At 58.4% G+C, this 26,283-nt stretch carries 14 protein-coding genes and 2 tRNA genes; 8 read left to right on the forward strand and 8 right to left on the reverse strand.

The genetic code is table 11. The features are described from left to right. The first annotated feature begins 114 nt into the window (after window positions 1–114). A complete protein-coding gene (locus tag ACTG1P_RS17785) occupies window positions 115–12,354 on the forward strand; it encodes a retention module-containing protein (RefSeq protein ID WP_440001838.1) in 12,240 nt (4,079 codons plus the stop codon). Window positions 12,355–12,426: 72 nt separating this feature from the next. Here the strand turns inward: ACTG1P_RS17785 and ACTG1P_RS17790 are convergent, their stop codons facing one another. Beyond that, window positions 12,427–12,921 (reverse strand): hypothetical protein, encoded by a 495-nt coding sequence (locus ACTG1P_RS17790; RefSeq protein ID WP_019445036.1) that lies wholly within the window; start codon window positions 12,919–12,921, stop codon window positions 12,427–12,429. 185 nt (window positions 12,922–13,106) lie between these two features. On the opposite strand from ACTG1P_RS17790, the gene ACTG1P_RS17795 reads away from it, so the two are divergent. Continuing rightward, window positions 13,107–15,062: a sensor domain-containing protein gene (locus ACTG1P_RS17795; protein ID WP_440002317.1), complete on the forward strand. Its 1,956-nt coding sequence runs from the start codon at window positions 13,107–13,109 to the stop codon at window positions 15,060–15,062. 63 nt (window positions 15,063–15,125) lie between these two features. Here ACTG1P_RS17795 and rraB read toward each other — a convergent pair whose 3' ends face one another. Then, complete coding sequence (rraB, locus tag ACTG1P_RS17800; RefSeq protein ID WP_026034893.1) at window positions 15,126–15,461, reverse strand: ribonuclease E inhibitor RraB; 336 nt, start codon at window positions 15,459–15,461, stop codon at window positions 15,126–15,128. A 265-nt stretch (window positions 15,462–15,726) separates the two neighbouring features. On the opposite strand from rraB, the gene ACTG1P_RS17805 reads away from it, so the two are divergent. The 3 genes from ACTG1P_RS17805 (at window position 15,727) to ACTG1P_RS17815 (ending at window position 17,583) form a co-directional block, all read left to right on the forward strand. Next, window positions 15,727–15,802, forward strand: a tRNA-Phe gene (locus ACTG1P_RS17805). A gap of 4 nt (window positions 15,803–15,806) precedes the next feature. Continuing rightward, window positions 15,807–15,882, forward strand: a tRNA-Asn gene (locus ACTG1P_RS17810). A 426-nt stretch (window positions 15,883–16,308) separates the two neighbouring features. Beyond that, on the forward strand, window positions 16,309–17,583 hold the full coding sequence (locus ACTG1P_RS17815; protein ID WP_440001839.1) for an alpha/beta fold hydrolase: 1,275 nt from the start codon (window positions 16,309–16,311) through the stop codon (window positions 17,581–17,583). 52 nt (window positions 17,584–17,635) lie between these two features. On the opposite strand, the gene ACTG1P_RS17820 is transcribed toward ACTG1P_RS17815, so the two are convergent. Continuing rightward, entirely contained in the window at window positions 17,636–18,613 is a 978-nt protein-coding gene (locus ACTG1P_RS17820) for a cytochrome-c peroxidase (protein WP_064339529.1), read from the reverse strand. Window positions 18,614–19,031: 418 nt separating this feature from the next. Here ACTG1P_RS17820 and ACTG1P_RS17825 point away from each other — a divergent pair, with 418 nt between their 5' ends. After that, the gene (locus ACTG1P_RS17825; RefSeq protein WP_440001840.1) at window positions 19,032–19,757 is read left to right on the forward strand and encodes a carbonic anhydrase; all 726 of its coding nucleotides are present in this window, start codon (window positions 19,032–19,034) and stop codon (window positions 19,755–19,757) included. A 67-nt stretch (window positions 19,758–19,824) separates the two neighbouring features. Here ACTG1P_RS17825 and ACTG1P_RS17830 read toward each other — a convergent pair whose 3' ends face one another. From ACTG1P_RS17830 to ACTG1P_RS17840, 3 genes are all read right to left on the reverse strand, one after another. After that, window positions 19,825–21,153, reverse strand: a complete 1,329-nt coding sequence (locus ACTG1P_RS17830; protein WP_440001841.1) for an IS4 family transposase — start codon at window positions 21,151–21,153, stop codon at window positions 19,825–19,827. 126 nt (window positions 21,154–21,279) lie between these two features. Beyond that, the gene (locus ACTG1P_RS17835; protein ID WP_440001842.1) at window positions 21,280–22,188 is read right to left on the reverse strand and encodes a pseudouridine-5'-phosphate glycosidase; all 909 of its coding nucleotides are present in this window, start codon (window positions 22,186–22,188) and stop codon (window positions 21,280–21,282) included. Then, window positions 22,182–23,273, reverse strand: a complete 1,092-nt coding sequence (locus ACTG1P_RS17840; protein ID WP_108588195.1) for a PfkB family carbohydrate kinase — start codon at window positions 23,271–23,273, stop codon at window positions 22,182–22,184. The genes ACTG1P_RS17835 and ACTG1P_RS17840 overlap by 7 nt, the downstream gene beginning before the upstream one ends. Window positions 23,274–23,477: 204 nt before the next feature. Between ACTG1P_RS17840 and ACTG1P_RS17845 the strand changes: the two genes are divergently transcribed. Further along, entirely contained in the window at window positions 23,478–23,930 is a 453-nt protein-coding gene (locus ACTG1P_RS17845) for an RNA methyltransferase (protein WP_005335311.1), read from the forward strand. 120 nt (window positions 23,931–24,050) lie between these two features. On the opposite strand, the gene ACTG1P_RS17850 is transcribed toward ACTG1P_RS17845, so the two are convergent. Beyond that, entirely contained in the window at window positions 24,051–24,794 is a 744-nt protein-coding gene (locus tag ACTG1P_RS17850) for a hypothetical protein (RefSeq protein WP_440001843.1), read from the reverse strand. Between the two features lie 188 nt (window positions 24,795–24,982). Between ACTG1P_RS17850 and ACTG1P_RS17855 the strand changes: the two genes are divergently transcribed. Beyond that, the gene (locus ACTG1P_RS17855; RefSeq protein ID WP_005335309.1) at window positions 24,983–25,414 is read left to right on the forward strand and encodes a universal stress protein; all 432 of its coding nucleotides are present in this window, start codon (window positions 24,983–24,985) and stop codon (window positions 25,412–25,414) included. A 77-nt stretch (window positions 25,415–25,491) separates the two neighbouring features. Here ACTG1P_RS17855 and ACTG1P_RS17860 read toward each other — a convergent pair whose 3' ends face one another. Beyond that, the gene (locus ACTG1P_RS17860) at window positions 25,492–26,127 is read right to left on the reverse strand and encodes a murein L,D-transpeptidase catalytic domain family protein (RefSeq protein WP_440001844.1); all 636 of its coding nucleotides are present in this window, start codon (window positions 26,125–26,127) and stop codon (window positions 25,492–25,494) included. Window positions 26,128–26,283 lie beyond the last annotated feature (156 nt).

The following is a 26,283-nucleotide window of genomic DNA, read 5'->3' on the forward strand; positions in this document are numbered from 1 at the left end:
CAGTTCAGCCTCAAATCGGTCTATCCTTTCGAATTTTCGAGCTGGTTATTTTTCCCCTCAGTCTGCAAAGTAGGCTGTGGCTTATTGCATTCAAATCAGGATTCAGGAGAGAACATGATTACCAATGCCGTTACCTTGGAACAGGGCGTAACCGTAACCCAACTCAAAGGACAAATTTATCTGGTTGCCGCTGATGGCAGCCGGAAGCTGTTGGCTGAAGGTGATGTGCTGCCGAAAGGGGCGGTGATCATGTCGCCGGATGGCGCCAGTTTCATGGGCGGCGGACAGTCGTTCACTGTGCAACCAGCCAGCGAGCAGAGTAGTGAGCCTGCCGAAGAGGGGGATGCTCCCCAGCTGGCGCAAAATGGTGCCGCTGGCACTCCTGATGATATCAATGCCCTGCAACAGGCCATTTTGGGTGGCGCTGACCCGACTCAGGCCTTTGAAGCCTCTGCCGCAGGCGGTGCACCTGCCGCCGGTGGTGGCGGTATTGGAGGCGTCGCCGGTGCCAGTGGCAACGGCGGTTTTGTCACCATCGACCGTACCGGTTCCGCAACCATTGCTGAAGCCACTTTCGATACCACCTACAACGCCAATGGTGAGCCGCCGTTGGGTGCTGCTGGCGAAGATGAGGTATTTGACCTGACTCCGCCCACCATTTCCGTCGTTGCGCCAGATAACACCAATGACACCACTCCGACCCTGACCGGAACCACGGATGCTCCCGTTGGCAGCACCGTGACCCTGCTGGTCACCGATGCAAATGGTAATCAGCAAACCCTTACCGCGATAGTCAATCCAAACGGCACTTTCACTGTCGATGTAGTCACCCCCTTGGCTGAGGGCTCTTATAACGTCACGGCCAGTGTCACCGATCCTGCGGGGAATACCGGAACGGCAACCGACAATGGCAGCGTCGACACCGTGGCACCGGAGCTGGACATCGACCTCGACCCGATCGTGGTGGGTAGCGACAACACCGTCAACAAAGCGGAAGCGGATGATAAGGCGAGCGTGACCCTGAGCGGCACCGTGAGCGGCGACGCCAAAGTGGGTGACACCGTGACCCTGACCCTGGGCGATGGCAGCAAGCTGACAACCCAGGTTGTCGTGCTGGGCAATGGCCAACTGGGCTTTAGCACCAGCACCACCGCCGACAAGCTGGTCGATGGCACGAGCGTGAAGGCCGAGATCACCGTGACCGATGCGGCGGGCAACAGCACCACCAAGTCCGACAGCGAAAGCTACAGCATCGACACGGCGGCCCCGAGCGTGATCGTCAACATCGTTGACGACAAGCTGACCGTGGGCGAGACCAGCGAGGTCACCTTCACCTTCAGCGAGCAGGTCAAGGGCTTCGAAGTGGGCGACCTGACCGTGGTGGGCGGCACTGTTACCGACCTCAAGACCACTGACGGCGGCAAGACCTGGACCGGCACCTTCACGCCGACCCCGGGTTTTGAAGGCACAGCCAGCGTCACCGTGAACGAGGGCAGCTACACCGACCTGGCGGGCAACGCGGGCACCGGCGGCAGCGACACAGCCGGCGCCGATATCAAAGCACCGAGCGTGATCGTCAACATCGTTGACGACAAGCTGACCGTGGGCGAGACCAGCGAGGTCACCTTCACCTTCAGCGAGCAGGTCAAGGGCTTCGAAGTGGGCGACCTGAGCGTGGTGGGCGGCACTGTTACCGACCTCAAGACCACTGACGGCGGCAAGACCTGGACCGGCACCTTCACGCCGACCCCGGGTTTTGAAGGCACAGCCAGCGTCACCGTGAACGAGGGCAGCTACACCGACCTGGCGGGCAACGCGGGCACCGGCGGCAGCGACACAGCCGGCGCCGATATCAAAGCACCGAGCGTGATCGTCAACATCGTTGACGACAAGCTGACCGTGGGCGAGACCAGCGAGGTCACCTTCACCTTCAGCGAGCAGGTCAAGGGCTTCGAAGTGGGCGACCTGAGCGTGGTGGGCGGCACTGTTACCGACCTCAAGACCACTGACGGCGGCAAGACCTGGACCGGCACCTTCACGCCGACCCCGGGTTTTGAAGGCACAGCCAGCGTCACCGTGAACGAGGGCAGCTACACCGACCTGGCGGGCAACGCGGGCACCGGCGGCAGCGACACAGCCGGCGCCGATATCAAAGCACCGAGCGTGATCGTCAACATCGTTGACGACAAGCTGACCGTGGGCGAGACCAGCGAGGTCACCTTCACCTTCAGCGAGCAGGTCAAGGGCTTCGAAGTGGGCGACCTGAGCGTGGTGGGCGGCACTGTTACCGACCTCAAGACCACTGACGGCGGCAAGACCTGGACCGGCACCTTCACGCCGACCCCGGGTTTTGAAGGCACAGCCAGCGTCACCGTGAACGAGGGCAGCTACACCGACCTGGCGGGCAACGCGGGCACCGGCGGCAGCGACACAGCCGGCGCCGATATCAAAGCACCGAGCGTGATCGTCAACATCGTTGACGACAAGCTGACCGTGGGCGAGACCAGCGAGGTCACCTTCACCTTCAGCGAGCAGGTCAAGGGCTTCGAAGTGGGCGACCTGAGCGTGGTGGGCGGCACTGTTACCGACCTCAAGACCACTGACGGCGGCAAGACCTGGACCGGCACCTTCACGCCGACCCCGGGTTTTGAAGGCACAGCCAGCGTCACCGTGAACGAGGGCAGCTACACCGACCTGGCGGGCAACGCGGGCACCGGCGGCAGCGACACAGCCGGCGCCGATATCAAAGCACCGAGCGTGATCGTCAACATCGTTGACGACAAGCTGACCGTGGGCGAGACCAGCGAGGTCACCTTCACCTTCAGCGAGCAGGTCAAGGGCTTCGAAGTGGGCGACCTGAGCGTGGTGGGCGGCACTGTTACCGACCTCAAGACCACTGACGGCGGCAAGACCTGGACCGGCACCTTCACGCCGACCCCGGGTTTTGAAGGCACAGCCAGCGTCACCGTGAACGAGGGCAGCTACACCGACCTGGCGGGCAACGCGGGCACCGGCGGCAGCGACACAGCCGGCGCCGATATCAAAGCACCGAGCATGATCGTCAACATCGTTGACGACAAGCTGACCGTGGGCGAGACCAGCGAGGTCACCTTCACCTTCAGCGAGCAGGTCAAGGGCTTCGAAGTGGGCGACCTGACCGTGGTGGGCGGCACTGTTACCGACCTCAAGACCACTGACGGCGGCAAGACCTGGACCGGCACCTTCACGCCGACCCCGGGTTTTGAAGGCACAGCCAGCGTCACCGTGAACGAGGGCAGCTACACCGACCTGGCGGGCAACGCGGGCACCGGCGGCAGCGACACAGCCGGCGCCGATATCAAAGCACCGAGCGTGATCGTCAACATCGTTGACGACAAGCTGACCGTGGGCGAGACCAGCGAGGTCACCTTCACCTTCAGCGAGCAGGTCAAGGGCTTCGAAGTGGGCGACCTGAGCGTGGTGGGCGGCACTGTTACCGACCTCAAGACCACTGACGGCGGCAAGACCTGGACCGGCACCTTCACGCCGACCCCGGGTTTTGAAGGCACAGCCAGCGTCACCGTGAACGAGGGCAGCTACACCGACCTGGCGGGCAACGCGGGCACAGGCGGCAGCGACACAGCCGGCGCCGATATCAAAGCACCGAGCGTGATCGTCAACATCGTTGACGACAAGCTGACCGTGGGCGAGACCAGCGAGGTCACCTTCACCTTCAGCGAGCAGGTCAAGGGCTTCGAAGTGGGCGACCTGAGCGTGGTGGGCGGCACTGTTACCGACCTCAAGACCACTGACGGCGGCAAGACCTGGACCGGCACCTTCACGCCGACCCCGGGTTTTGAAGGCACAGCCAGCGTCACCGTGAACGAGGGCAGCTACACCGACCTGGCGGGCAACGCGGGCACCGGCGGCAGCGACACAGCCGGCGCCGATATCAAAGCACCGAGCGTGATCGTCAACATCGTTGACGACAAGCTGACCGTGGGCGAGACCAGCGAGGTCACCTTCACCTTCAGCGAGCAGGTCAAGGGCTTCGAAGTGGGCGACCTGAGCGTGGTGGGCGGCACTGTTACCGACCTCAAGACCACTGACGGCGGCAAGACCTGGACCGGCACCTTCACGCCGACCCCGGGTTTTGAAGGCACAGCCAGCGTCACCGTGAACGAGGGCAGCTACACCGACCTGGCGGGCAACGCGGGCACCGGCGGCAGCGACACAGCCGGCGCCGATATCAAAGCACCGAGCGTGATCGTCAACATCGTTGACGACAAGCTGACCGTGGGCGAGACCAGCGAGGTCACCTTCACCTTCAGCGAGCAGGTCAAGGGCTTCGAAGTGGGCGACCTGAGCGTGGTGGGCGGCACTGTTACCGACCTCAAGACCACTGACGGCGGCAAGACCTGGACCGGCACCTTCACGCCGACCCCGGGTTTTGAAGGCACAGCCAGCGTCACCGTGAACGAGGGCAGCTACACCGACCTGGCGGGCAACGCGGGCACCGGCGGCAGCGACACAGCCGGCGCCGATATCAAAGCACCGAGCGTGATCGTCAACATCGTTGACGACAAGCTGACCGTGGGCGAGACCAGCGAGGTCACCTTCACCTTCAGCGAGCAGGTCAAGGGCTTCGAAGTGGGCGACCTGAGCGTGGTGGGCGGCACTGTTACCGACCTCAAGACCACTGACGGCGGCAAGACCTGGACCGGCACCTTCACGCCGACCCCGGGTTTTGAAGGCACAGCCAGCGTCACCGTGAACGAGGGCAGCTACACCGACCTGGCGGGCAACGCGGGCACAGGCGGCAGCGACACAGCCGGCGCCGATATCAAAGCACCGAGCGTGATCGTCAACATCGTTGACGACAAGCTGACCGTGGGCGAGACCAGCGAGGTCACCTTCACCTTCAGCGAGCAGGTCAAGGGCTTCGAAGTGGGCGACCTGAGCGTGGTGGGCGGCACTGTTACCGACCTCAAGACCACTGACGGCGGCAAGACCTGGACCGGCACCTTCACGCCGACCCCGGGTTTTGAAGGCACAGCCAGCGTCACCGTGAACGAGGGCAGCTACACCGACCTGGCGGGCAACGCGGGCACCGGCGGCAGCGACACAGCCGGCGCCGATATCAAAGCACCGAGCGTGATCGTCAACATCGTTGACGACAAGCTGACCGTGGGCGAGACCAGCGAGGTCACCTTCACCTTCAGCGAGCAGGTCAAGGGCTTCGAAGTGGGCGACCTGAGCGTGGTGGGCGGCACTGTTACCGACCTCAAGACCACTGACGGCGGCAAGACCTGGACCGGCACCTTCACGCCGACCCCGGGTTTTGAAGGCACAGCCAGCGTCACCGTGAACGAGGGCAGCTACACCGACCTGGCGGGCAACGCGGGCACCGGCGGCAGCGACACAGCCGGCGCCGATATCAAAGCACCGAGCGTGATCGTCAACATCGTTGACGACAAGCTGACCGTGGGCGAGACCAGCGAGGTCACCTTCACCTTCAGCGAGCAGGTCAAGGGCTTCGAAGTGGGCGACCTGAGCGTGGTGGGCGGCACTGTTACCGACCTCAAGACCACTGACGGCGGCAAGACCTGGACCGGCACCTTCACGCCGACCCCGGGTTTTGAAGGCACAGCCAGCGTCACCGTGAACGAGGGCAGCTACACCGACCTGGCGGGCAACGCGGGCACCGGCGGCAGCGACACAGCCGGCGCCGATATCAAAGCACCGAGCGTGATCGTCAACATCGTTGACGACAAGCTGACCGTGGGCGAGACCAGCGAGGTCACCTTCACCTTCAGCGAGCAGGTCAAGGGCTTCGAAGTGGGCGACCTGAGCGTGGTGGGCGGCACTGTTACCGACCTCAAGACCACTGACGGCGGCAAGACCTGGACCGGCACCTTCACGCCGACCCCGGGTTTTGAAGGCACAGCCAGCGTCACCGTGAACGAGGGCAGCTACACCGACCTGGCGGGCAACGCGGGCACCGGCGGCAGCGACACAGCCGGCGCCGATATCAAAGCACCGAGCGTGATCGTCAACATCGTTGACGACAAGCTGACCGTGGGCGAGACCAGCGAGGTCACCTTCACCTTCAGCGAGCAGGTCAAGGGCTTCGAAGTGGGCGACCTGAGCGTGGTGGGCGGCACTGTTACCGACCTCAAGACCACTGACGGCGGCAAGACCTGGACCGGCACCTTCACGCCGACCCCGGGTTTTGAAGGCACAGCCAGCGTCACCGTGAACGAGGGCAGCTACACCGACCTGGCGGGCAACGCGGGCACCGGCGGCAGCGACACAGCCGGCGCCGATATCAAAGCACCGAGCGTGATCGTCAACATCGTTGACGACAAGCTGACCGTGGGCGAGACCAGCGAGGTCACCTTCACCTTCAGCGAGCAGGTCAAGGGCTTCGAAGTGGGCGACCTGAGCGTGGTGGGCGGCACTGTTACCGACCTCAAGACCACTGACGGCGGCAAGACCTGGACCGGCACCTTCACGCCGACCCCGGGTTTTGAAGGCACAGCCAGCGTCACCGTGAACGAGGGCAGCTACACCGACCTGGCGGGCAACGCGGGCACCGGCGGCAGCGACACAGCCGGCGCCGATATCAAAGCACCGAGCGTGATCGTCAACATCGTTGACGACAAGCTGACCGTGGGCGAGACCAGCGAGGTCACCTTCACCTTCAGCGAGCAGGTCAAGGGCTTCGAAGTGGGCGACCTGAGCGTGGTGGGCGGCACTGTTACCGACCTCAAGACCACTGACGGCGGCAAGACCTGGACCGGCACCTTCACGCCGACCCCGGGTTTTGAAGGCACAGCCAGCGTCACCGTGAACGAGGGCAGCTACACCGACCTGGCGGGCAACGCGGGCACCGGCGGCAGCGACACAGCCGGCGCCGATATCAAAGCACCGAGCGTGATCGTCAACATCGTTGACGACAAGCTGACCGTGGGCGAGACCAGCGAGGTCACCTTCACCTTCAGCGAGCAGGTCAAGGGCTTCGAAGTGGGCGACCTGAGCGTGGTGGGCGGCACTGTTACCGACCTCAAGACCACTGACGGCGGCAAGACCTGGACCGGCACCTTCACGCCGACCCCGGGTTTTGAAGGCACAGCCAGCGTCACCGTGAACGAGGGCAGCTACACCGACCTGGCGGGCAACGCGGGCACCGGCGGCAGCGACACAGCCGGCGCCGATATCAAAGCACCGAGCGTGATCGTCAACATCGTTGACGACAAGCTGACCGTGGGCGAGACCAGCGAGGTCACCTTCACCTTCAGCGAGCAGGTCAAGGGCTTCGAAGTGGGCGACCTGAGCGTGGTGGGCGGCACTGTTACCGACCTCAAGACCACTGACGGCGGCAAGACCTGGACCGGCACCTTCACGCCGACCCCGGGTTTTGAAGGCACAGCCAGCGTCACCGTGAACGAAGGCAGCTACACCGACCTGGCGGGCAACGCGGGCACCGGCGGCAGCGACAGCGCCGACACCGACACCCAGGCCCCCAATGCTCCGACTGTGGTTATCGTGGATGATGCAAACAATGACCAAAAGCTGACCAAGGCCGAGATTGGCAATGATCAGATCCAGGTTCGGGCAGAGGTCAATCATGCTGATTTGGTTGCGGGTGGCAAGGTGACGCTGACCATCAACAATGGTGGGGTGAACAGCACTGTCCAGTTGACGCTCAAGGCCGATGGTGCCCTGCTGGCAAACAATGGCAAGAGCTACGGCTATCAGAACGGCACCATCAGCTGGACGGAGACTACCCCAGCCAATGGCAAGTCGTTGACGGTGACGGCAACCCAGACCGACAAAGCGGGCAACGTCTCCCTGCCGGGCAGCGACAACGCGCAGATTCTGAATGAAGCGCCGGAGACTGCGAATAAACAGGCAAATGGTCAGGAAGATGCAGCCAGCATCGCCATCCCGACCCTCAGTGGTAGCGACATAGATGGCAGTGTGGTGAGCTTCACCATCAAGAGCCTACCAGCCCACGGTACTCTCTATCTGGGGGGCGAGGTTGTGACGGCCAATCAGACCATCGCCGTTGCGGATGCGGGCAAGCTGACGTTTAAACCGGATGCCAACTGGAACGGTGATACCGGCTTCACCTATGTGTCGGTGGACAACGACGGCGCCGTGGATGCGAGCCCCGCAACCGTGACCATCACGGTGGATGCGGTCAATGACGCCCCGACGTTGACCATATCCAAGGATGCTGTCGTTTCCGAAGAAGGTCTCCCTGGTGGTTTGAAAGATGATGAGGGTGGCAAAGATACTACTGATGAGGTCGTTGCCAAGGGAGTAATTACCGTCGGTGATGTTGACAGCAACAACTTGACAGTTTCACTGGGATGGCCAACTGGTGTTGGTGTTACACCAGTCTATTCTGGTGGTGTTGAGGTCAAGTGGAGTTGGGACGTTGTCAGCAAAACGTTGATTGGCTATGCCGGTAGCAAGGACAACATTGTTCTTGAGGTTAAGCTGACAGCGCCAGTCGGTAGTAGCAAAGGTGACTGGGGTTATGAAGTGACCCTGAAGCAGCCGTTGGATCATGCTAATACCACCCAGGAAGACACCATTAATCTCAAGATTGATGTCTCTGTTTCTGATGGGGTTCTGTCTGTGACTAAGCCTTTGACGATTACTGTCGAAGATGACGCCCCGGTTGCTCGGAATGCTGATGCGGTCTCCGTTGCCAAAACAGACATTCCCAAGGTGTTGACTGGTCTATTTGATCTGACCCAACACTCGGCAACGGCAAATCAGAGAGAGCTTGATCTGGAAGGGTTCAAGATCACCGCCCAAGGGTTCAAGTCGGCGACCGATCCAACTCTTATTGCTGCAGATGTCAATGCTTCAACGGCTGGGCTTGGTGTTGCAAGTAGCAATAGCCCTTATCACAACCTCGCCAATGAAGTGGATTTCCGTCTCTTTGGGAATGGAAAGTCTGCATCCGAGGAGCTGATCGTCAAGCTCGATCCGGGGACCGTGGCCTATGGCGCCAATATCAAGTTCAGCCAGATGTTTGGTGGCGAGAAGGAGAGTGGTGTCGTGGAGTTTTACCGCGGAGGAGTACTGATCTCCACACTGACGTTTAGCTCGGATGCGGCAGGTGGAGAGTACAACCAGAACTTCCAGGTGCAGCAGGGCGGTTTTGACACCATGGTGATCAAGGCCACCAACAACGGCAACACCAACACCTCAGATAACAGCGACTTTACCGTCAAGTCTATCGAGTTCCTTGGCTCCTCTACCCCGCAGGCGATTGCCTATGGCTCCGGTACTCTCGCGCCACAATGGGGTGCTGATGGCAAAGGGCATATGGCGCTTGACATCAAGGCTACAGACTTTGAGCGCGGTTTATTGACTGCCACGGGGTCTCGTATCTCCATCAGCAATAGCGGTGGCAATACCCTGCTGGGGCATGATGAGAGTAACAAGTTGGTCTTCAAGTTGGAGTTCACTCCTGCTACCGGCAAGTGGGAGTTCTTCCAGTATGCCGAGATGCAGCGTCCGGACGATGGCGACATCGACTTTACCTTTATGGCATATGATCGCGATAAAGATGGCTCGCAAGGGAGCTTTGCTGTCAACCCGCTGGTACGACCGGCGGTGGTAAATGTAGCAAGTGACAGCGAGCTTGAAGGTACCAGTCTGCAACATGTGGTGACCCTGAGCGGTGCGACCAATGTGGTTACTCAGTACAGCTTCTCCATTGCCGGCACAGGAACGAATGCCGCAACAAACGCTGATTGGGGAAGACCAACATTTAGCCATGGTGTGACTTTGAGCGCCGATGGCAAGAGTGTGAGCGTACCAGCCGGGGTGACCAGCTTCACGGTTACTGTGCCTACAGTGAACGATCGTCTGGTTGAGACTAACGAGACTCTGCTGGTGACAGTGGGCGACAAGAGTGGCACTGGTACCATCATCGATAACGATTTTAGAGTTCGTTTAGAGAATGGTCTGGTTGATGAAGATGGTTTGTCTGGTGGCAATGCTGGTTTGCCAGAGCCTATCGGAGAACCGATCAGTGGTCCGCTTTCTGTAACCCAGCAGCTACAGGTGACAGATGGTAGTGGTAACAACGTGGCAGGCGTTCAACTCAAGCTGTTGAGTATTGGCGGGATAACTGGCATCGAAGGGCAAGTGTTGAACTGGGAGCAAGTTGGTTCGGGGCTTAATGGGTATATAGGTACCAAAACCCCTGCGAATCTGGCCTTTACCGTGACGGTAGACAACAGCGCAAATCCGCCGAGCTATACCTTCACCCTGATCAAGCCGCTCAGCCACCTTGTGGATGGTCAAAGCAGTGTATTGAGCAGTCAGGATGAGCTGCATCTCACCGTGAACTACGAGGTGAGCAAAGCTAGCTCCGATACTGCTACCGGCTCTTTCGATGTCGCCGTGCGTGATGATGTGCCGGTTGCCGGCCCGATCTTCCATGCCGTGGAGTCAGAAACCAAGGTCGGTGCTAACGTGCAGCTAATTCTTGATATATCTGGCTCTATGAAAGATGACGCAGGTAATGGTCAGACTCGCTTGCAAGTGATGATTGCTTCTGCAAATCAGTTGTTGGATCAGTACTCGTTACAGGGGCTGACCAAAGTACAGCTTATCGTCTTTCAGTCCGTAGCTGATCTTAAAGGCAGTTCGAGTTGGTTAGATGTCGCCACGGCGAAAGATCTTATTTCTAAGTTGAGAGCCGGTGGTGGTACTGATTACGACGATGCCTTGAAATTGGCAGAAAATAGTTGGGGAGGAAGTAATTCAGGGCGTTTGAATGGTGCAACCAATGTCAGTTATTTCCTGTCTGATGGTGCTCCGCAAGATGATGACAACGGCAATCCGGGCTCTGTTGAAGACAATGAACTATCCGCATGGAAGAGCCATCTGCTGAGCAATAAGGTGACCGCGCTTTCTTACGGCATGGGTAACAACGTTCCTGCAGGTGAGTTGGACAAGGTTGCATATGATGGTTTCCTTGGTACAGATACCAAGGGGGTGATTGTGACTGATGTCAGTAAGCTGCCACCTATCTTGCTACAGTCTGTGATTCAGCCAATTGGGGGGAATCTGTTAAATGGAGCGGATGGTTACGGTAGTGGTGCCGATGGTGGCTACGTGGGTCAACTCACTATTCGTGGCGTGACGTATAACTTTGACGGCAACACCGTTACTACTGCAGGCAGTTCGAGCGCACTCAGCCATAGCTTTGATGCAGCAACCAAAACGCTGACTATCTACATCGATAACAAGCATTCGCTGATTGTCGATCTTGATAACGGCAGTTATCAGTTCTTTGGTGCTGCAGTGTCGCCCTCGGTCAAGCTTGATTTCGGTTACACCTTGAAAGATCTCGATGGTGATACCAGTTCGAGCACGTTGACCTTTGTGGTGGGTACAGATGTAAGGTCTACAGGTGATGTGATTGATGATGTGCGATTGAATTATTTTGGTACCAGTTATGAACAACTGTTGTGGAGTAACCCTGCAGGAATCAGTAATCAGTTGATTGCAAACCATACTCGAGGTGTTGTGATTGACGTGGGGGCTGGTGGGGATAACGTATTATCTGGGCGTGGCGATGACATAATCTATCTTGGTGAAAGCCATGCGATTCTGGATCAGAATGCAAGTGCGCCTAACAATATAGCAGCCGCGCAACAAAAGCTGGTGTCGTTCATGAGTGGTGCGGACAGTAGCCTGCTAGTTACTCCAAGTAATGGTGAGGATAGTGCTCTTAAGACCCAGGCTTTTAGTACAGCCCATATTGATATTGCTCATGGGGGGGGCGGAAGTGATCGTATTTATGGTCAAGGTGGCGTTGACTTGCTATTTGGTGGTTCAGGTAATGATTTATTATTTGGTGGTGACGGAAATGACGGTCTGAGAGGTGGAACGGGTAATGATCTCCTTTCCGGCGGAGCAGGGAATGACTATTTGAGTGGTGGTCTGGGCAACGACATACTGACCGGTGGCGATGGAGCGGATATCTTCGTGTGGAACAAGGGGGATACCGAATCAGGTAAGTTGACGGTTGATACTGTCACGGACTTCAAACCGAGCCTGAGTGATCCGATACAGCGCGACAAGCTGGATCTGAGTGATCTGCTGGATCATGATGGGTCTAAAACGGAGTCATTGTTGAAAAATCTGTTGTCTGTGTCCGCAGATAGCCAAGGTGTGCATCTCAAGGTTAGCGATTCGGTTGGCGGCTCTGTTACCCAGGAGATTGTGTTGTCTGGTCACACTTTTGGTTCTCTGACCGGTAATAGTAGTGCAACGGCTAGCCAGGTGATCGATTACATGTTGGCCAACAACATGCTCGAGATTGATAAACAGTAAGCACTAACAACTACGCAATAAAAAAGCGGCAGAGCAATCTGCCGCTTTTTTTATCTTTGCAGGGAAGAGAAATCAGTTGCCGAGGGTGGCAAACAGGCTCTGCTCCAGGGTGCCGCGGGAGACACAGACTGGCTTGATGGACGGGGCCGGTACGCGCTCGCCTGAGGATTCAACGAAGAACAGCTCGGTGTTGCCCTTGACGTTGACGGTGGCCACGCTGCTGTTGCCGCTTTGGGTGATGATCAAGTTGATCTGCAGGTTCGGGTTGCCCAGTGCAACTTTGGAACCCATGGTACCGCAGTCCAGCCACTCCAGCCCGTCGGCTGACTGGTTGACGTTGGCAGTCATCAGGCCGGAGCCACGCTGGCTGTTTTCGATGGTGAGGCCGTGATCGGTGAACCACTTCTCGGCGCGAGCCCACACCAGATCCACCGGGATCGCCATCTCCTGAGTGTTGTTGGTTGCCTTGGCAATTGGCGGGTTGTAGCGATACTCCTCACCGCCGTTATTGTCACCAGCACAACCAACCAGCAGCAGCGCCAATGCGCTCCCCATCATCTTTTTCATCTTGTTTCTCTCGTCCATATCACCAGGCCATTGGCCAACCGGCGCCTATTATCGCCGGAGCGACAATCTCTGTCAGCAACCATCCAGCGTTAGGTGTTATGGGGAGGTGATCGGGGTGCTTTACAAAATTGGTTTGCTATCATAGATTTGCTCGAAATTCCTCCATAAGCACCCCTGTGACTAACATGCTCACCCCGGATCTGCTGCAGCAGATCATCGACCAATTGCCAATGAGTATCTTCTGTCGGGATAGTCATGGGCGTTACCTGTTCGCCAATCGGGAGTTCGCCCGTGAAGCCAAGCTGGAGTCGCCTGCCGAGGTCGTCGGCAAGACAGATGCAGAGATGCCCTGGGGCGATCTCTTTCGCAGTGAGGATGAGCAGCTGCTTGCCGGAGGCGTGCCGATGCTGTATCAGCAGCTCCATTGCAACCGGGGCGGGAATACCTGCTGGATGGAGGTGCACAAGGTGCCTCTTTACACCCCGCAGGGAGAGGCGTGCGCAGTATTCGGGGTGGTTAACGAGATTGCCCAGCGCAAGAGCCTGGAACAGACGGTCAAAAAGCAGCAGTTGTTGCAGCGTTTTCTGCTCGATGCCATTCCTGACCTGATCCGTTTCGATGATCACAACGGGGTGTTGCTGGAGTGCAATCAGGCGTTTCTCGACTTTATCGGCCAGGGGGCGGATGAGGTGCTGGGTCAGCAACTGCCGTTCCGGTTGGCGGCGCCGCAGGGGATGGGTCATGGCGAGTGCTGTCTGCTGGATGCCAGCGGGCAGGGGCGACACATGGAGATCACCCGGGTCGATGTCCCCGATGGTGATGGTCACTCCCTCGGGATCCTGACGCTGGGGCGTGACATCACCGGCCTGCGCACCACTCAGGCGCAGTTGCAGCAGGAGCAGCACTACGACAGTCTGACCGGACTGCTCAAACTCTCCCGGTTCTTGCAGACCAGCCGCCATCTTGGGGGACGCAGTGCCACATTGGTGCTGGTCGATCTGCACCATTTTCGTGAGATCAACGATCGCTTCGGGATCCGGATTGCCGACCGCCTGCTGAGCCAGGTGGCCAAGCGATTGCAGCAGCTGGTGCCGCCGCGTTCTCTGCTCTGTCGGGTCGCTGCCGATGACTTCAGCCTGCTGCTGCCGGATTTCAATGAGCCATTGCAGGGGTGGAGCCTGCATCTACAGCAGCAGTTGATGGAGCACTATCAGGTGGAAGATCATCGCATCCAGATCCCGGTGTTTCTCGGGCTGGCCCAGGGGCGGGCAAGCGATGCCGAGCGGTTGCTCAGTCATGCCGAGGCTGCGCTGGCGCAGGGCAAACGGCAGCAACAGTACTGCACCCTGTTTGATCCCGAGCTGCATGCCCGGCTCAAGCGGCGTCAGCTGATCGCCGCCCAGTTGCCGCTCGCTATCAAGTCCGCCCAGTTGGTAGCCGTCTATCAGCCCATTATCTGTACCCGCACTCACCGGCTGCACGGCGCCGAGCTGCTCTGTCGCTGGCCCCATCCCGAGCTTGGGATGATCTCCCCCGACGAGTTTATTCCGTTGGCGGAAGAGATGGGGATCATCGGTCAGCTTGGTCAGCTGATGCTGGAGCAGGGCTGTGCCCAGCTGGCGCAGTGGCAAACTGTGCAGCCGGATATGGTGCTATCCATCAACCTCTCGCCGCTGCAGTTCCGTGATCCGGCGCTCTGTGAGCGGGTCTCTGCCTGCATCGCTCGCCATGGTCTCAAGGCCAGTCAGCTGGAGCTGGAGATCACCGAAGGGGTACTGATGGAGAATGCCGACGAGATTGAGACCAACCTCGACAACCTGATCGCCGCCGGTTTTCAGTTGGCCATCGACGACTTTGGTACCGGTTACTGTTCACTGGCCTATCTGCCGCGTTTGCAGGTGGCGACCCTCAAGCTGGATCGCAGCTTCACTCAGGGGCTGGCCAGCAATAGCGCGACCACCGCTATCGTGCGCTCGGTCATCGGGCTGGGCCATGAGCTCGGGATCCGCATCACCGCCGAAGGGGTAGAGACACCCGAGCAGCAGCTGTGGCTGACCGAGGCGGGGTGTGATCGGCTACAGGGCTATCTGTTCAGTCGCCCACTGCCGCCGGCGGAGTTTGCTGCCAGCTATCTGGCGTGAGAGATCGTCAGAAACAACAAGGCCACCGCAAGGTGGCCTTGTTGTTTTACGATGGAGGCAGGATCAATCCTGGAAGTAGGTGCCCCAACCATCGTAATCCACCCCGTATTTTTCCAGGATGGGCAGCATCTTGGCGATATCGGCGACGATCGCTTCGACATTCAGCTTGCACTCGATGGTGGCATCGAAGCAGAAGATGGTGGCGCCGTCATCCAGCTCCATCTCTTCGGCATCGGTCACTTCAAAACCGGCCTTGAACAGGTCAACCGCTGCTTTTTCCAGACGGTCGAAATCCTGGCAGGCGAAGTGGTGCTCGATGTCGTAATCCGCATCGGGATTGCTGCCATCGGCCAGCAGTTCGTTGACGATCTCGGTGGTCTCATCACGCCACTCTTGCATATTCAGACTCATGTTGCCTCCAGGCGGTATCATTGCGGCAAAGCATACTCGCAGAGTGGATTCGGCTCAATGCGGCGGACCCACTGAACCTCGAATTTCCATCATATTGGCGCAGACTGCAGGGCGTGCAGAGGCCAGCAAGTACGGCAAACAGGACTGAAATGGATAATAAATGGCCGCTTCGTTCGGTTGTTGAGCGAACGCGCTTTTTATCGTGCCATCATGGTTGACACGCTGCGCTGGAAAGGGTTTAATGCGCGCCGTTGCCCAGATAGCTCAGTCGGTAGAGCAGGGGATTGAAAATCCCCGTGTCGGCGGTTCGATTCCGTCTCTGGGCACCACAATTCCTCCTTAGTTCAGTCGGTAGAACGGCGGACTGTTAATCCGTATGTCACTGGTTCAAGTCCAGTAGGAGGAGCCAAATTCGAAAAGCCCGCTCAATCGAGCGGGCTTTTTCATTTCTAGTTGCTGTTGCATGCTGCCAAAAAGAGCGTTGCGCCACAGGTGGCACTGAACAGCAGCATTCCGGTCTGCAGCATGCTGCCAGGGCATGGCTTCTTCTCTCTTTTTCTGGCCCTGATCCACTTCGGTTTCATCACATTCCCTTATCCATTTTGTCGGCCTGAATGGCTGCACTCCTGTGCAGGCGAGCCATCTTTGTTGAATGGCGCCATGGCGTCAATCTCCCCTGCAAAACAATTAATTCAGCACCGTTGAAGAGCGGCTTGTCGGGTGATGTTTCGACCTTTAAGCCATTGTTAACATTTTGGAAAACCGGAGTGACCCTGTGGCTGGGCGGGGCTATGATGGGGTCAATGATGTTCCCATCCTGACGGAGAGACCCCAGATGAACAGCCCCTTGAGCTATGTACTGGACGGCATTCATTGCGAGCCGCACTTTTTTACCGTTCCCCTCGATCATGATGAGCCGGATGGTGACAGCATTACCCTGTTTGCCCGCACCCTCTGCCGCAAAGACAAGCTCGATGAGAAGCTCCCCTGGCTGCTCTTTTTGCAGGGTGGTCCCGGTTTCGGCGCGCCGCGTCCGACGGCCAACAGTGGCTGGCTCAAGCGGGCGTTGCAGGAGTTCAGAGTGCTGCTGCTGGATCAGCGTGGCACCGGGATGTCGAGCCCCATCCACGGGCAGATTCTGGCCAAAATGACCCCAGCCGAGCAGGCGGAGTATCTCAGCCATTTTCGCGCCGACAGCATAGTGCAAGATGCCGAGTTCATCCGGCTGGAGCTGAGTCCCAAGCATCGCTGGAGCCTGCTGGGGCAAAGCTTTGGTGGTTTTTGCTGCTTGACCTACCTCTCGCTTTTCCCCGACAGTCTGCGGGAGGTCTATATCACCGGCGGTATCGCACCGATCGGCCGCAGTGCCGAGGAGGTCTACCGTGCCACCTATCAGCGGGTGGCTGACAAGAACCGAGCCTTCTTCGCCCGCTTCCCCCACGCTCAGGGGATTGCCAACCGGTTGGCTAACCATCTGCACCAGCACGATGTGCGGCTGCCCAACGGCCAGCGCCTGACGGTGGAGCAGTTCCAGCAGCAAGGGCTGGATCTCGGCGCTACGGGTGCTTTCGAGGAGCTTTATTACCTGCTGGAAGAGGCCTTTATCGGCGACAAGCTGAGCCCGGCCTTTCTCTATCAGGTGCAGAGCATGCAGCCATTCAATACCAACCCGCTGTTTGCCATCCTGCACGAGGCTATCTACGCCGAAGGGGAGGCGACTCGCTGGGCGGCGGATCGGGTCAGAGGGGAGTTTCCTGCGGTGAACTGGGCGCCTGGCAAGGATTTCGCCTTCACCGGCGAGATGGTTTACCCCTGGATGTTCGAGCAGTTCCACGAGTTGCTGCCCCTGAAAGAGGCGGCCCATCTGCTGGCCAACAAGGCGGACTGGGGGGCGCTCTATAATCCGGCCCAGCTGGCCCGCAACAAGGTGCCGGTAGCCTGCGCCGTCTATGCCGAGGATATGTATGTGGAGTTTGACTACAGCCGCGAAACCCTGCGTGGCCTTGGCAACAGTCGCGCCTGGATCACCAATGAGTATGAGCACAACGGTTTGCGTGCCGATGGTGAAGCGATTCTTGATCGTCTGATCGCCCTGAATCGGGATCGCTGAATCGTCCGGTAAGGTAGCAGACAACAGGGGCCACGGCCCCTGTTGTTTTTTATCAGCTTTTTACCTCTGGTTTGGGGGTATCAGGTTGTGACGGTGGGAGTTGTGGCAACACGATCTGCGGTTGCTCACCGGTCAGGCTCTTGAGGTAGGCAGTCATATCTTCGGCTTCCTGATCTGTGAGGCGCTGCCCCAGCTGGATATCAGCCATGATCTGGACTGCCTCTTTCAGATCCCATACTGCACCATCGTGGAAGTAGGGATAAGTCAGCTCGATATTACGCAGGGTGGGTACCTTGAACCAGCCGATGAACTGCTTCTCTCCGGTGACGGCACCGCGACCCTGAGCCGGGTTGTCCGTTTTGTAACTCTTGACCAGTCCCATCTTCTGATAAGAGTTGCCGCCGATAGCGACCCCGTTGTGGCATGCCGTGCATCCTTTGGCTTTGAACAGCTCATACCCTTTCAGCTGTTGTGCGGTCAGTGCCTTGCTATCCCCTTTCAACCAGCGGTCAAACGGGGCATTGGGGGTAACCAGGGTCTCTTCAAAAGCAGCGATGGCATCGGTGACTTCGTCAATGCCGAAGTTGTCCTTGCCATAAACAGCGCTGAAGCGGGTGCGATAACCAGGAAGGGTATGCAGAGTTTCTACTGCCAGATTGTGGGTAAATGCCATCTCCAGCGGGTTGGCGATGGGGCCCGCCGCCTGCTCTTTCAGATCCTTGGCGCGACCATCCCAGAACTGCACGAAGTTGAGGCTGGAGTTGAGTACGGTCGGGGAATTGATGGGACCCACTTTCCATTTATGGCCGAGTGAGCTGACTTGATTATCCACCCCACCGGTCGCCAGGTTATGGCAAGAGTTACAAGAGATTGCGCCGGATTTGGAGAGTCTTGGCTCGAAAAACAGCATCTTGCCCAACTCGACTTTTTCCGGGTTTGTCACCTTGGCTGGTTCCACGGGCTGTATGGGTTCATTCGCCCAACCGGCACCGGGTAATATCAGTGCCACTAGCAAACAATATTTTCTCATTGCGTCATCTCCCTTGATGCTGTTTATGCCAGCAAGACAAGGATGACGTCAAAGTGCTGCTCATTAATTGATCAAAATCAGGCTTGCTTGATTATTTACAATAAAAACAATCACATATAATTTGTTGGCAAAATGAGGGCAGGATAATTAAGAGGAGAGTATGGAATTAGCATCATGTCTGGATTATGTGCGAAGCAAAGAAAATGAACAGGCGATTAATTAGATTGCTGTCATTGAATAAAGCGATTATTCAATATGCTTTGCCATTCTGCCGTTAAATAAATACCTATCAAATGCATCATTAATAATAAACCGACAGGATGAGCAAATTGTACTCTGCGTTTCAACTCCCTCTGTCGTCTTGTTCTTTGGAGCGGCGCCGGATGGTCGTGCTTTTCAATCAAGATAAGGATGTATGATGAGAAAGTCTCTGTTGGCCTGCTCCCTGTTACTGTGCCCTGTCGTGTTTGCTGCCGCTCCTCATTGGGAATATAACGGTGAGGCGGGGCCTGCCCACTGGGCCAAGCTGACCCCGGAGTTTGGTCAGTGTGCGGGCAGCAATCAGTCGCCGGTTAACCTGAGCGGATTGGTCGAGGCCAAACTGGCCCCGCTGGTACTCCACTATCAGGCGGGTGGCAAGACCGTGGTCAACAACGGTCATACCGTGCAGGTCGGTTATGCCCCGGGCAGCACCTTGCAACTCGATGGCACCACGTTTGAACTAAAGCAGTTCCACTTCCACGCCCCGAGTGAAAACCTCATCGAGGGCAAATCTTATCCGCTGGAAGGGCATCTGGTGCATGTCAGTGACAAGGGAGAGATCGCCGTGGTGGCTGTGATGTTCGAGGCTGGCAAGGCCAATCCGGCGCTGGCGGCAGCCTGGAGTGCATTACCGGCCAAGGTGGGGGAGAACAAGGCCCTCAAGGCGCCGCTCTCTGCTGAGCAATTGCTGCCCGAAAGCCATGACTACTACCGTTTCAGCGGTTCCCTTACTACGCCTCCCTGCTCGGAAGGAGTGCGCTGGCTGGTGATGAAGCAGCCGGTCGAGGTCAGTCAGGCCCAGATCGACGCCTTCAAGGCGGTGATGCACCACCCCAACAACCGGCCTGTGCAACCGCTCAATGGGCGCGTGGTGCTGCAATAACACAGAGTTGCAATAGCGCTGCAGATAGCAAAAACAACAAGAGGGCCGCGAGGCTAATGCCAGTCAGTTAAGCTTGACTGGCATTGTTTTTATTGGCTTTTTGCACCGCATACTTTTGCGGTCTTACCTTCACACTGCGGGGGTAACTCCGCTCCCTTCGCTCCGGTAATACAAACTGCCCCGCCTGCTTATCCAGCTCCGCCACCCGCTTCGGGATACTCCCCGGTGACAGGTACGGCATGCAACTCAGTTCATGGATGAGGTACACCGATGCCATGTGAAAACTCAGCTGGCTCGCCGTGTATCCCTTCAGACTCGCCGCCATCTTTACCATCTGGCTGCGCAGCAGGTTGTACGCCAGCAGCACGCCCCACAGCTCTTGCCGTATCCCCGCCGCCTTCTTGCTGCGTAGGGTCAGCCGGTGTTGTTGCAGGCTGTGCTTCATCTCCCGATAGCCCAACTCGATTTCCCAGCGGTGGCTGTAGAGCTCAACGATATCGGCCCCCGGGAAACGCATCGGGTCGACCATTGAGGTCAACACTTGGCGCGCCTTGCCATTGATGTGGCGGGTCAGCAGGCGGGCTTCCACTGTGTCCGGCAGGTGCGGCCACTTCTTCCTCGCCTGTGGGCTGGTTTTCAGCAAGACCAGTGCATCCTGGCGCCCCAGCTTGCGCACCACCTCGTATTGGGTGCCCTTTTTGAGCGGCAGCAACCAGTGCCGCTCAACGCCCGCACTCTGCCATGCGTGGAGCAGGCCGAGGGAGTAGAACCCCTTGTCGAACAGGGTGAGCGAGTGGTCCGGCGTGCGTGCGACAAGCCGTTCGGCCAACACCATCTCGTTGACGGCGCAGCTCTCCATGACGGCTTGCGTGAGCAGGTGGCTGGTCAGCTCCATCTGGCAGAGCATGCGCACCTGCGGATAAGCGGTCTCGCCATGCTGGGGGCCGGGTTTGGCAAACGCAGCGGCATTGTCCGGGGTATCGGGTGTGCGCCACATCACGCCATCGACGGCGAGCAGTTGCAGCCCGGCCCAACCGGGATGATTAGCCTGCTGGTGCCAGCGCGAAGCTGTCTCGTGAAACAGGCGTTCGATGCTCTTGTCCCCCAGTTTTTGGCGAGCTTGCAGGAAGGCGCTGGGGGCGACAAAGGGGCGGTCGCCGGGCAACAGGATATCGAGCTGATTGACCAGCTGAGTCATGGGGACGTGGCGGAAGATAGCCATGTCGATGATGGCCCAGACCAGGCGCTCCATGGGCATACGGCGACGGCGCAGGGTAGCGACGCCCTCTTCGCCGAGCAGAGTGGTGATGAGCTCGTTGGGAATGAGGTCGGAGAGTGACTCAAACTGAGCGGCATTGCTAGCGTGGAGGAAGTCGAGAGCCTGGTCGATACGCATAAAAAATCCGAAACCAATCAACAGGTTTCGGATTTTCACACATCAGAAGGATCGGTCAATGGATCCTTAACTGATCGGCATTAGGCCGCGAGGCCCTCTTTTACATGGCGAGGTATCGGTGTGCGCTCAGAGGCTGGCGGCGATGCGGGCGCCAAGTGCCGCGTTGTTCAGTACCAGCTGGATGTTGGCCGCCAGCGAGTTGCCGCCAGTCAGCTCGCAGACGCGGGCCAGCAGGAAGGGGGTTGACGCCTTGCCCTTGATCTCCTGCTCATCGGCTTCACGTAGCGCTTGGGCAATGGCTGCGTCGATATCGGCTTTCGGCATGGCGTGTGCGCTCGGGATGGGGTTGGCCACCACGGCGCCGCCCGCCAGTCCCAGCTCCCACTTGAGGCGTAGCGCCTCGGCGATGGCTGCCGGGGTATCGAGGCGATAATCGACCTTGAAGCCGCTCTCGCGGGTGTAGAAGGCGGGCAGCTCCTCGGTTTGATAGCCGATCACCGGCACCCCCTGGGTCTCCAGATACTCCAGGGTCAGCCCGATATCGAGGATCGACTTGGCACCGGCACAGACTACGGCCACCGGCGTTTGCGCCAGCTCCTGTAGATCGGCCGAGATATCGAAGGTCTCCTGTGCGCCGCGATGTACCCCGCCAATGCCACCGGTGGCAAAGACCCGGATCCCCGCCATGGCAGCGATGATCATGGTGGAGGCGACCGTGGTGGCTCCCATCCCCTTGCGCGCCAGTACGAACGGAATGTCGCGGCGGCTGCACTTGGTGACGCTGTGGCCTGCCCGGCCCAGCGCTTCCAGCGCACCGGCATCCAGACCCACCTTGAGGCGGCCGTCGAGGATGGCGATGGTGGCCGGAATGGCGCCGTTATCGCGCACCACCTGTTCAACCTGACGGGCCGTCTCCACGTTCTGCGGATAGGGCATGCCGTGGGAGATGATGGTAGATTCGAGGGCGACCACCGGTTTGCCAGCGGCCAGCGCGGCAGCCACTTCCGGTTGGATATCGAGGTAAGCGTTCAGCATGAGTACTCCTCCAGTATGCGGTCAACAGCGGTCTTGCTCAGACCGGAAAAAACGGTATCGGAACAATTGACGGTGAGGGCAGCGCAGCCCAGGGCAAAGCGGGTGGTTTGGGCAATGTCGAGCTGTTGCAGCCAGGCGTGGGCGAGGCCAGCCATAAAGGCATCCCCGCCGCCGGTGACGTTGAGTACCGGGCTGCCCAGCACCGGTAGATGGCCCTGCTGCTCGCCATCGCTGTAGAAGATCCCCTGTTCACCCAGACTGAGGAACAGTCGCTTGATCCCGGCGCGGTGGAACCAGGCGGCCACCATGGGCCAGGTTTCGGGCCCGGCGATGGTCATGCCGCACAGCTGCTCGGCTTCGCTGCGATTGGGTTTGAGGGTGTGGATCTTGCCGAGCCAGGGGCGGATCTTCTCCACCTTGGCCACCGAAACGGTATCGACAAAGATGGCGTGCTCCCCCTGTCGCTCGAACAGCCAGTCGAGGGTATGGATGGCCAGATTGGTGTCGAGCACCCAAAGCCGGGCACCGCCGAGAAAGCCTGCGAGGGGGGTCAGGCGGGCAGGGGTGAGCTGCTCTATGATGGCCATGTCATTGATGGCGCAGCTCATTTCGCCGCTGCCATCATGCAGGCTGAGATAACAGGAGGTGGTGTGGCCATCGAGCACCAGAGTCTGGCGCACATCGACGCCGGCCCGCTGGCTCACTTCCAATAGATGGTGACCATACTGGTCGTTGCCGACTGCAGTCAGCAGTCGGGTATCGCTGCCGAGCCGCGCCAGATTCTCGGCAATATTGCGGCCAACACCACCGGCCGAGGTGCGCACCTTGCCCGGATTGGAGTCGCCGAGCAGCAGGTTGTCGTGGCTGGTGCCGCAAATATCCATATTGGCACCGCCGATCACCACTACGTAAGGGCCCTCTCGCAGTACATAACCTCTGCCTTGCACATACCCCTGCCGGATCAGGCTGGAGATGTGGCTGGCCAGCGCAGAGCGGCTGATGCCGAGGCGATCGGCCAGCTCCTGCTGGGCAATCATGGGATCCTGACGCAGCAGGGCGAGGATCTCTTGTTCACGCTCAGTCATAGACAAACATCCATTTGCAAACGTTTGTCCATTATTGCTGGGAAACGTTTGCTGGCTATCGGCTTGTGCAAGATTTGTCGGATTGCGCACAATAAATCGACATTCAAAGATGGGTTGGCAAGCGGTTTAGCCGGGGAGGGGACTTTTAACGGGTCGGTGGCCCTGCAACGGCTTATAATGGCCGCCGCAAGATGAGGAGAGATGATGGAAAAGAGTGCATTCTGCTGTGTGGGGCTGGTCAATCCCAAGTCTCCGGAAAATGTCGGCTCAGTGATGCGGGCTGCGGGTTGTTACGGGGTGGACGAGGTCTACTACACCGGCAACCGCTTCGAGCTGGCGCGCCGCTTTGCCACTGATACCAAGCAGATGGTGGAGAAAATCCCGCTGCTCGGGGTGGATGATCTGATGGCGTTTATCCCGCAGGGATGCGTGCCCGTGGTGGTCGATCTGATCGACGGCGCTACACCGCTCCCCGACTATGTCCATCCGGAACGCGCTTTTTATATCTTCGGGCCGGAGGATGGCACGCTCGATCCTGCCCTCTATGGCGCGGTGAAAGATGTGGTTTATGTGCCGACTCAAGGCTGCATGAATCTGGCTGCCTCGGTCAATGTGATCCTCTATGACCGATTGGCGAAGGGGTTCCGGCAACCCTGAGTTGTGGCATGGCAACGGTGACTCAAACCGCAATGGACAAGGTGTTGCTTATGGGCAGGTTGCTGGCGGTGGTCACTGTTGACGGGGCTGCGGCATCCTTCTCTTTCCCCTATGGTGGGATCAGTGTTCGCCGACCTTGACCGCCTGCTCCTCGAGAAAGTCGCGGTAGTAGTCATAGAGGTGATAATGGCGATATATCTCGGCCAGCGTGCCGCGACGGATCAGATTCACCATCTCCTGGTCCCACAACTGCAGTAGCCGGTCGCCCTGTTCGGTATCGGCAAAAATGGGGTAAGTCGGGATCCAGCGCAAAATGGTGCGGTACATATTGGCTGGGGTCTCATCGGCGGCATGGAGCACGCCAGCGGTCAGATAATAGCGATAGCGCCCCTTGCCAATCAGCTGCAGGGCCATCTCATGGTTGTCGATCTCATGCCATCGCATGGTGACCGGAAGATATTTATCCAGCACCCATCCTCGCCGCCAGAGTACGGTCTCTCCCTCCAGGCTGCGCTCTCCCCGCCATTGTGGCTGCCACTGCTTGAGCATGAAGACGGTCACATCATCGGCGGAGGCGGGTTGACGGGGCTGCTTGACCCCCTTGATCTCGTCCAGATAGACGCTCATCGCCATATCCCCCTCTTGCTTGGCTACCATGGCGACGGCGCGTTTGTAGGGCACGATATGGGGCACGATCTGATAGCCATGGGGTTGGTAGATGGTTCGCACCAGATCGAGATAGATACCGCGGCCATCCGGTTGGCAGAAACCGGGCCAGCCATCGCAATAGACGTGAACATCAGCTGTGCGAGCGTGGGCGATCGCACACAGAGAGCAAAGCAGCAAACAAGCGATGCGCAGCATAGTCAGCATTATCCTCGCAGGGGTGAGGAGAGCATTTATCACCTGATTTATACCATGCATTGATCGCGGCGGGCGGAGAAAACATCCCGCATCTCCATTTTGCGACAGGGTCGAGGGTTATTTGCGGCTGGATCGTTATGATCGAGTAAAGATTCAATAGCACCCCAATCAGTAGAGGAGACTGCATTATGCCATCGATCAAGACTCTGCTCTGTCCAGTCGATTTTTCCCAAATGTCTCGCGCGGTACTCGACTATGCCGTTTTCATGGCACAGAGCCATCAGGCCCAGCTCAAGCTGATCCACGTGGTTGATCAACTGCACGGTTTTGACAGTTACAAGATCCTTCATATGACGGCCATCGAGATTACTCACGAGATGGAGCGTCAGGCCAGAACCCAGCTCAAAGAGCTGGTTGCCACCCTGCCGATCCCGGCCACCTTTGATATTCGCTTTGGCCGCGCCGCCGATGAGATTGTCATTCAGGCCAAGGAGGATGAGGTTGAGCTGATCGTGATGGGCAGCCACGGTCGCTCCGGTATCAGCCATCTGCTGGTAGGCAGTGTCGCCGAGTCTGTGGTGCGTCATGCACCCTGTCCGGTACTGGTGGTGCGCCAATAACGCGCCACGTTTAGAGTGAAAAGCGTAACAAACAAGGCCAGCGATCGCTGGCCTTGCGTTTTCTGATGTTGTGCCCGCTAGCCGTGAGCGTAGATGACACTCCCCCCCTTGATGGTATCTATGATGGCTCTGGCCTGCTCTTTGGGCAGGGCGGGGCAACCCCAGCTGCGGCCCAGCTTGTCATATTTGCGCAGATGGGTCGGGCTGGCATAGGCGGCGCCATGTACTACGATGGCACGCTTGCGGGCATTGCTGTTCTTGCCGGGGCTGAGCCCGTCCAGCCGCAGGGAGTAGCCATGCTTGCCCAGATAGGTTTCTGCGGTGCGATAGACGCCGAGGGAGCTTTGTCGGGAGTTGAGCTGGTTGGAAAAGCGTTTTGCGGCCAGTTCACCTGAGTTGCGGCCATGACTGACCCAGGTGTGATAGAGTAGCTTGTGGCGTTTCATATCGATGACAAACAGCCTGCGCTGGGTGGATGGCTTGCTGTAATCGATGATGGTGAGAATGGGTTTTCGTTTGTGGTGCACAGTTTGATAACTGTTGAGTGCCTGACGGAAGGTCTGTTTATCCAGCTTGCCGGCCAGACCCAGCTGACGATAAAGGCTCTGATCCCAGCTGGCATCTGCCGTGCTGCTCCAGATGAGCGATATCAACAACAGTGGCAACAACAGCCACCCGCGTTGCCAGTCTATGTTCCCGCGCGCTTGTCTCATCCGTGAATATCTCCTTGTCACTCCCTGTCAACGGCGCGGATATTGCCATCAATCCGCTCGATAGTTATATGCAAGGTGCTGAAAAGGCGCAATAAAAAAACCGGCCGCAGAGCGGCCGGAAGTAATTCAAACAGTAGACATTGGTATCACAGGGTA

The organism is Aeromonas sp. 11P (assembly GCF_051920165.1).
GTDB classification, from domain to species: Bacteria; Pseudomonadota; Gammaproteobacteria; order Enterobacterales; family Aeromonadaceae; genus Aeromonas; species Aeromonas veronii.